Source organism: Streptomyces otsuchiensis (assembly GCF_004305975.1).
Classification (GTDB): domain Bacteria; phylum Actinomycetota; class Actinomycetes; order Streptomycetales; family Streptomycetaceae; genus Streptomyces; species Streptomyces otsuchiensis.
This window is the reverse complement of sequence record NZ_BHZI01000271.1, coordinates 1-7,734: the sequence shown is the minus strand read 5'-3', so window position 1 is coordinate 7,734 and position 7,734 is coordinate 1. Positions and strand designations below refer to the sequence as shown.

Here is a 7,734-nt window from a genome sequence, read left to right as displayed (position 1 = left end):
CTTCCCCTTCCGCTTCCGGCGACGCCGGCCGCCAGGGGCGGGGCCGTGCTCAGTCCACCGCCCCGGCGCGCGCGCCCTGCCCGCCGGCCTCGCCGTCGAGTGCGCCGTCCTCGTGCAGCAGCCGCTGCAACTCGCGCGCGGCGCGGGGCGGGGAGACGTCCCCGCGGTGGGCCACCGACACCGTGCGGTGCAGCCCCGGCGCGGTGAACGGTGTGATCCGCAACCCCGAGCGGTCCGCGGCCATCCGCGGCACCACGGCCACCCCCAGCCCAGCCCCGACCAGCGCCAGTACCGCGTCCATCTCACCGCCCTCGACCGCCAGGCGCGGTTCGAACCCCGCCGAGCGGCAGGCGCCGAGCGTCAGTTCCCGCAGGCCGTAGCCGTGGCGGAACATCACCATCGGAAGCCCGCGCAGATCCGGCACCGTGATCCGTCCCGTCGCGACCGGTGGTGGCCCGGACGGCGCGGAGACCACCACCAGGTCCTCCCGCAGCAGCTCGCGCGAGGTGAGCGCGGGCCCGCGGGCGGGCAGCGGGTCGATCACCAGGGCGAGGTCCAGCTCGCCCACGCCCAGCCCGCGCACCAGGTCCTGGGAGCCGCCCTCGGTGATGTGCAGCTCGACGCCCGGATAGCGGTCGTGGAACGTGCGCAGCAGCCGCGGCACCAGTCCCACACACAGGCTCGGCGTCGCACCCAGCCGCACCCGGCCCCGGCGCAGCCGTGCCACCTCCTGCACCTCGCGCCGCGCGGTGTCGGCGTCGGCGAGGATGCGGCGCGCCAGCGGCAGCAGCGCCTCGCCCGCGTCGGTGAGCGCCACATGACCGCGCGCCCGGTGGAACAGCTCCGTGCCCAGCTCGCGTTCCAGCGCCCGGATCTGCTGCGAGAGCGAGGGCTGGGCGACATGCTCACGCTCGGCCGCGCGGGTGAAATGCCGGGTGTCGGCGACGGCGGCGAAATAGCGGAGCTGGTGCAGCTGCATGGCCTCCAGCGTAGCGCGCCCATAGGCAGTGGCTATCGAAGAGAGCGTTTCTATGTCTTGGACTGATGCGGTGGGGGTTCTCTACCGTTCCGTTCATGGCTTCGGCGACCCAGCACCAGCGCCCCGCCCGGACGGAACGCAGCCCGTCCGTGGTGAACCTCCTGTGGCGTTCCACGATCGGCAAGAAGGCCGTCATGGCCGTCAGCGGTCTGGTCATGCTGCTCTACCTGGTCGCCCACATGCTGGGCAACCTCAAGATCTTCTTCGGCCCCGACGACTTCAACGGCTACGCCCACTGGCTGCGCACCATCGGCGAGCCCGCCCTGGGATACGAGTGGACGCTGTGGGTGGTCCGCGTCGTGCTGCTGGCGGCCGTGGTGCTGCACATCGTCGCCGCCTACCAGCTGAGCCGGCGTGACATCGCCGCGCGCCCCGTGGGCTACGCCCACCGAGGCGCGAGCCGGCTGCGGATGACCTTCGCGACCCGCACCATGCGCTGGGGCGGGGTGATCCTCGGGCTGTTCATCGTCTGGCACATCCTCGACCTGACCACCCTCACGGTGAACCCCCACGCGGAGCCCGGCCACCCCTACGAGAACGTCGTCGCGTCGTTCTCCACCTGGTACGGCAACACCATCTACATCGCCGCGATGCTCGCCCTCGGCCTGCACATCCGGCACGGCTTCGCCGCCGCCGCGCGCAGCCTCGGCGTCACCAGCGCCCGCCTCGCCGCCGGGCTGCGCGTCACCGCCAACGGCCTGGCGCTGGTCCTCACCGCCGGATTCCTCGCCGTGCCCCTCGCCGTCATGACGGGAGTCGTGAGCTGACCATGCAGGACCCCACCGCCGCCGCACCGCCCTACGCCGGGTACGAGGTCGGCACGCCGCTGGCCGACACCCGCGCGCCCGACGGGCCGCTCGCCGAGCGCTGGAACACCCGCCGGTTCACCGCCAAGCTGGTCAACCCCGCCAACCGGCGCAACCGCACGGTCATCGTGGTCGGCACCGGCCTGGCCGGCGGCGCCGCCGGCGCCACCCTCGCCGAACAGGGCTACCACGTCGTGCAGTTCTGCTACCAGGACTCACCGCGTCGCGCCCACTCCATCGCCGCCCAGGGCGGCATCAACGCCGCGAAGAACTACCGCAACGACGGCGACTCCGTGCGGCGCCTCTTCCACGACACCGTCAAGGGCGGCGACTTCCGCTCAAGGGAGTCCAACGTCCACCGCCTGGCCGAGGTCTCCACCGAGATCATCGACCAGTGCGTCGCCCAGGGCGTGCCCTTCGCCCGCGAGTACGGCGGACTGCTGGACACCCGCTCCTTCGGCGGCGTCCAGGTCTCCCGCACCTTCTACGCCCGCGGCCAGACCGGGCAGCAGCTCCTGCTCGGCGCCTACCAGGCGCTCTCCCGCCAGATCGCCGCCGGACGCGTCGAGATGCACCCGCGCTGCGAGATGCTCGACCTGATCGTGGTCGACGGACGCGCACGCGGGATCGTCGCCCGCGACCTGGTCACCGGCCGCATCGAGACCCACACCGCCGACGCCGTGGTGCTGGCCACCGGCGGCTACGGCAACGTCTTCCACCTCTCCACCAACGCCAAGAACTCCAACGCCACCGCCATCTGGCGCGCCCACCGGCGCGGAGCGCTCCTGGCCAACCCCTGCTTCACCCAGATCCACCCCACCTGCATCCCGCGCGCCGGCGACCACCAGTCCAAGCTGACCCTGATGAGCGAGTCGCTGCGCAACGACGGCCGCATCTGGGTCCCGCGCACCCCCGGCGACCACCGCCCGCCGCAGGACATCCCCGAGGACGAGCGCGACTACTACCTGGAGCGCGCCTACCCCGCCTTCGGCAACCTCGTCCCGCGCGACATCGCCTCCCGCGCCGCCAAGAACGTCTGCGACGAGGGGCGCGGCGTCGGCCCCGGCGGACAGGGCGTCTACCTCGACTTCGCCGACGCCATGGAACGGCTCGGCCGCAGGGCGGTCGAGGAGAAGTACGGCAACCTCTTCGAGATGTACGAGCGCATCACCGACGAGAGCCCGTACGAGACGCCCATGCGGATCTACCCCGCGATCCACTACACGATGGGCGGGCTCTGGGTCGACTACGACCTCCAGACCACCGTCCCCGGGCTGTTCGCCATCGGCGAGGCCAACTTCTCCGACCACGGGGCCAACCGACTCGGCGCCTCCGCCCTGATGCAGGGCCTGGCCGACGGCTACTTCATCCTCCCCGCCACCCTCGGGGACTACCTCGCCTCGCTCCCCGCCGACCTCACCCCGCGCGCCGAGATCGACGACGCGCACCCCGACGTCCGCGCCACCGTCGACGAGGTCGCCGACCGGCTGTGCGCCCTGCTGTCCAACAACGGCGACCGCAGCCCCGAGTCCTTCCAGAAGGAACTGGGCGAACTCCTGTGGGAGGAGTGCGGGATGGCCCGCGACGCCGACGGGCTCCGCCACGCGCTGGAGGAGATCCCCCGGCTGCGCGCCGAGTTCTGGCGGCGCATCCGCGTCCCGGGCAGCGGTGAGGCGTTCAACCAGTCGCTGGAGAAGGCCCATCGCGTCTCCGACTACCTGGAACTGGCCGAGCTGATGTGCCTGGACGCCCTGCACCGCGAGGAGTCCTGCGGCGGCCACTTCCGCTCCGAGAGCCAGACGGGGACCGGCGAGGCCGAGCGCGACGACGAGCGCTTCTCCTACGTCGCCGCCTGGGAGTTCACCGGCGAGGGAAAGCCGCCGGTGCTCCACCGCGAGGAACTCGACTTCGAGGACGTCCGGCCCAGTCAGCGGAGCTACGCGTGAGCGCGCCGCAGCCCGCAGCCGACGGTCCCCGCCCGCACGACAAGGGACGGAGCGCACGATGAACGCGCCGCACAGCACCAGCGACCGCACCCAGCCCGGAGCCACGGACGACGCCGAAACGACCGACGGCGCCGCGCACGGAACGACGGACGGCGCCGCGCACGGGGCCACCGACGGCATGGAGCTGACCCTGCGCATCTGGCGCCAGCCCGGCCCCGAGGAGCAGGGGGCCATGACCACCTACCGGGTCACCGGCATCTCACCCGACATGTCCTTCCTCGACATGCTCGACACCCTCAACGAACGCCTCATCGCCGAAGGCGACGAACCGGTCGCCTTCGACCACGACTGCCGCGAGGGCATCTGCGGCGCCTGCGGCATGGTCATCAACGGGCAGGCCCACGGCCCGCAGCCCACCACCACCTGCCAGCTCCACATGCGTCACTTCGACGACGGCGACACCATCGACGTCGAACCCTGGCGCGCCGCGGCGTTCCCCGTCATCCGCGACCTGGTCGTGGACCGCGGCGCCCTGGACCGGGTGATCGGCGCCGGCGGCTACATCACCGCGCCCACCGGCAGCGCCCCCGAGGCGCACGCCACCGCGGTGCCCAAGCCGGCCGCCGACACCGCGTTCGCCCACGCCGAGTGCATCGGCTGCGGCGCCTGCGTCGCCGCCTGCCCCAACGGCGCCGCGATGCTGTTCACCGCCGCCAAGGTCGTCCATCTCGGGGTGCTGCCCCAGGGTGCGCCCGAGCGCGAGAGCCGGGTGCTGGACATGGTCACCGCCATGGACGACGAGGGCTTCGGCGGCTGCACCCAGGTCGGTGCCTGCGCCACCGCGTGCCCCAAGGGCATCCCGTTCGAGTCGATCTCCGACATGAACCGCGAGTACCTGCGGGCGGTCCGCAAGGGCGGTCGCGGCTGAGCGGGGGCACGCGCGCGGCCAAGCCGGTCAGGTGCCCCAACAGCGGTGCTGGCCAGGGGATTTGTCAGTGGGCGCCGGTAGAATCGACAGTGTTCGAAGGGTTCGCCGACGCCTCCAGGAGGCTGCCGATGGCCGTTGTCGCACCGCTGATCCCGATCACCTCCGCACCCACGAAGAAGCGGCTCCCCGCCGGGCAGCCGCGCGCCTGGTACGAGTCGCACAACCGCCGGCTGAAGGCGCTGCGGCTGGCGACCGCGCTGCTCGACGCCGGCGTCTACCACCCCACCCAGGCCACCGACCGACGGATACGTGCCACCGCGTCGACGATCGGAGTGCGTCCGCCCTCCGACACCACCTGCCGACTGGTGCGCGTCCTGATGCTGCACTGATCCGGCACCGCGGAACGCCGGGCGGGGCGGGGCCGCATCCACGGTCCCGCCCCGCCTCGTCCTCGGCCACTTCCGGCCGCGCTCCGGTGGTCGGCCCGCCGGAGGCGCGCCATGCTGAGATCACGGACCGGGGCCGCGTACGGCTGCGGCGGCAGGCCGGTGGCGGCCCACCGGTCCCGGGCTCTCGGGCTGAAGGGCGGGCTCCATGGCGAACGGACCGACCGGCGTGGCCGTGGGGGCGGCGTCGACCACCCCGAGCACCGGCACTCCCCGGGGCCACCAGGCGACGCAGGGCCAGAAGGCGGCACCGGCCCACGAGACGACCGTCGCCGCACGCTTCGCCGAGATCGCCGCCCAGGCGGCCACCGGCCACCTCGACTGCCCGCCACCCGGCACCGGAGACACCGCACGCCGCTTCGACGTGCTGCGCCGCATCGCGGCGGAGGACCTCTCCCTCGGCCGCCTGGCCGAAGGGCACTTCGACGCGGTCGCCATCCTGCGCGAACTCGGCGACCGGCCGCCCGCGCCGGGGGAGCGCTGGGGCGTCTGGGCCGCCGAGCCGCCCGGCACCGGCGTCACGGCGCGCCGTGAAGGCAACGCCTGGAGCCTGACCGGTCTCAAGCGCTACTGCTCCGGCGCCCGCGCCTGCACCCACGCCCTGGTCACCGCCCGCAGCGGTGAGAACGAGCTGCTGCTGGCCGTCGAGCTGGACCCGGCCACCTGCGTCCCCGCCCCCGGCACCTGGCCGGCCGTGGGGATGGCGGCCTCCGACAGCCTCGACGTCCGCTTCCGGGGAGCCGCCGCCCGCGTCGTCGGAGCTCCCGGCGCCTACCTCCGCCGCCCGGGCTTCCACCACGGTGGAGTGGGGGTCGCCGCCTGCTGGCTCGGCGGCGCGGACGCGGTCGCCCGGGTGCTGTACGCCGCCGCTGCCCGTTCGGCCTCACCCCTCCGTGACTCCCATCTCGGCGCCGTCGAGATCGACCTGCGGGCCGCCTGGGCGGTCCTCGCCGAGGCGGCGGCCGAGATCGACGACGACCCGCTCGACCACCACGGCGGCGCCGCCGCCCGCGCGCTGCGCGCCCGCGGATGTGCCGCGGCGGCCTGCGCCCGCGTCCTGGACGGCACCGGGGAGGCCACCGGCGCCGGCCCGCTGTGCCACGACGCGCGGCACGCACGGGCCGTGGCCGACCTCACCGTCTACGTCCGCCAGCACCACGGCCGGCGCGACCTCGCCGCGCTCGGCGCGCACGTCAGCGGCAGGAGCGGCGATGACGGACCTTGACCCGATCCAGGCGCCGGGCACGCCCGAAGCGCGGTGGCGCGGCTGGCCCGGGTTCCAGGCGCTGCCCCGGCTGCCGCTGCCCGCGGAGGGCACCGTGGTCGTGATCGCCGCCCATCCCGACGACGAGGTGCTCGGCTTCGGCGGCACCATGGCCCGCCTCGCCGCCGACGGCCTGCGCGTCGTCAGCGTGTGCGCCACCGACGGCGAGGGCTCCCACCCCGGCAGCCGCGCGATGAGCGCCGGGCAACTGGCCCGTGCCCGGGCGAAGGAGCTGGACGAGGCGCTGGCACGGCTCGGTGTCACCGCACCGCCCCACCGGCTCGGGCTCCCCGACTCCGGCCTCGCCCGCCACGAGGCCGAGCTGACCCGGGCCCTGCTGCCGCTGGTCGCCGGGTCGGCGCTCGTCGCCGCGCCCTACACCGGAGACCGTCACCCCGACCACGAGGCCACCGGCCGGGCGGCCGTCGCCGCCGCCGCGCACACCGGGGTGCGGCTCGTGCAGTACCCGGTGTGGGCGTGGCACTGGTCCCGCCCCGAGGACCGGGACCCGCCCTGGCACGGCGCCGCCCGCGTCGACCTCGACACCGCCGCGCGGAGGCGCAAGGCCCGTGCCGTCGCCGCCTTCACCACCCAGATCCACCCGCTCGGCCCCGCGCCCGAGGACGCGGCGATCCTCCCGCCGTCCGAGCTGGACCACCACCTGCGTCCGTGGGAGACCGTGTTTCCATGAGCACACCGGCCGGCTACTTCGAGGCGATGTACCGAGGCGCCGAGGACCCCTGGCGCCTGCGGGACCGCTGGTACGAGCAGCGCAAATACGCCCTGACGGTGGCGTCGCTCCCGCTCCCCTCCTACCGCCGCGCCTTCGAGCCGGCGTGCTCGGTCGGCGAACTGACCGTGCGGCTCGCCGACCGCTGCGACTCCCTGCTCGCCGCCGACCGGGTCGCTTCGGCCGTGCGCACCACCCGGGCCCGCACCCAGGGAGTGCCGGGTGTCCGGGTGGCCGAGATGACGGTGCCCGAGCAGTGGCCCGAGGGAACCTTCGACCTGGTGGTGCTCTCCGAGCTCCTCTACTACTTCGACGAGGCCCGGCAGCGCGCGCTCGTCGACCGCGCCTGCGCCTCACTGGAACACGGCGGCACACTGGCGACCGTCCACTGGAACCACGCCGTCCCCGACCACCGGGGCACCGGAGCGGACATCGCCGACCGGCTGGCCCGGCGCGAGGGGCTGCGCCTGCTCACCGACCACCGGGAGCCCGACTTCACCCTCCAGATCCACGCCCGCCACGCGCCGGGCCAGCCGGTCGGCGATGTCCGCTCCGGTGCCCCGGTGGTCGGGGAC

At 74.2% G+C, this 7,734-nt stretch carries 8 protein-coding genes; 7 read left to right on the top strand and 1 reads right to left on the bottom strand.

From position 1 onward, the window contains the following. Window positions 1-49: 49 nt before the first annotated feature. Window positions 50-979: a LysR family transcriptional regulator gene (locus E0D90_RS21220; RefSeq protein WP_130799675.1), complete on the bottom strand. Its 930-nt coding sequence runs from the start codon at window positions 977-979 to the stop codon at window positions 50-52. A 95-nt stretch (window positions 980-1,074) separates the two neighbouring features. On the opposite strand from E0D90_RS21220, the gene E0D90_RS21215 reads away from it, so the two are divergent. The 7 genes from E0D90_RS21215 to E0D90_RS21185 all read left to right on the top strand — a co-directional run. Beyond that, the gene (locus E0D90_RS21215) at window positions 1,075-1,806 is read left to right on the top strand and encodes a succinate dehydrogenase cytochrome b subunit (RefSeq protein ID WP_130799674.1); all 732 of its coding nucleotides are present in this window, start codon (window positions 1,075-1,077) and stop codon (window positions 1,804-1,806) included. Window positions 1,807-1,808: 2 nt separating this feature from the next. Further along, complete coding sequence (locus E0D90_RS21210; RefSeq protein ID WP_130799673.1) at window positions 1,809-3,791, top strand: fumarate reductase/succinate dehydrogenase flavoprotein subunit; 1,983 nt, start codon at window positions 1,809-1,811, stop codon at window positions 3,789-3,791. 178 nt (window positions 3,792-3,969) lie between these two features. Further along, window positions 3,970-4,719, top strand: coding sequence for a succinate dehydrogenase/fumarate reductase iron-sulfur subunit (locus tag E0D90_RS21205; protein WP_103502014.1), 750 nt, complete (start codon window positions 3,970-3,972; stop codon window positions 4,717-4,719). Window positions 4,720-4,847: 128 nt separating this feature from the next. Then, window positions 4,848-5,108: a hypothetical protein gene (locus tag E0D90_RS21200; protein WP_103501995.1), complete on the top strand. Its 261-nt coding sequence runs from the start codon at window positions 4,848-4,850 to the stop codon at window positions 5,106-5,108. A 205-nt stretch (window positions 5,109-5,313) separates the two neighbouring features. Beyond that, window positions 5,314-6,390: an acyl-CoA dehydrogenase family protein gene (locus E0D90_RS21195; protein WP_130799672.1), complete on the top strand. Its 1,077-nt coding sequence runs from the start codon at window positions 5,314-5,316 to the stop codon at window positions 6,388-6,390. Then, window positions 6,377-7,120 carry a PIG-L deacetylase family protein gene (locus E0D90_RS21190; RefSeq protein WP_130799671.1) on the top strand — a complete coding sequence of 248 codons (744 nt, stop codon included), beginning with the start codon at window positions 6,377-6,379 and terminating at the stop codon, window positions 7,118-7,120. Before E0D90_RS21195 ends, E0D90_RS21190 begins: the two co-directional genes overlap by 14 nt. After that, window positions 7,117-7,734: SAM-dependent methyltransferase (locus E0D90_RS21185; RefSeq protein WP_130799670.1), on the top strand; the 618-nt coding region annotated here is incomplete at its 3' end. The genes E0D90_RS21190 and E0D90_RS21185, both read left to right, overlap by 4 nt.

Bases quoted from the DNA above. Each gene is read 5' to 3' on its own strand.
- E0D90_RS21200 (WP_103501995.1), top strand. From the start codon at position 4,848: ATGGCCGTTGTCGCACCGCTGATCCCGATCACCTCCGCACCCACGAAG.
- E0D90_RS21195 (WP_130799672.1), top strand. From the start codon at position 5,314: ATGGCGAACGGACCGACCGGCGTGGCCGTGGGGGCGGCGTCGACCACC.
- E0D90_RS21210 (WP_130799673.1), top strand. From the start codon at position 1,809: ATGCAGGACCCCACCGCCGCCGCACCGCCCTACGCCGGGTACGAGGTC.
- E0D90_RS21220 (WP_130799675.1), bottom strand. From the start codon at position 979: ATGCAGCTGCACCAGCTCCGCTATTTCGCCGCCGTCGCCGACACCCGG.
- E0D90_RS21190 (WP_130799671.1), top strand. From the start codon at position 6,377: ATGACGGACCTTGACCCGATCCAGGCGCCGGGCACGCCCGAAGCGCGG.
- E0D90_RS21205 (WP_103502014.1), top strand. From the start codon at position 3,970: ATGGAGCTGACCCTGCGCATCTGGCGCCAGCCCGGCCCCGAGGAGCAG.
- E0D90_RS21215 (WP_130799674.1), top strand. From the start codon at position 1,075: ATGGCTTCGGCGACCCAGCACCAGCGCCCCGCCCGGACGGAACGCAGC.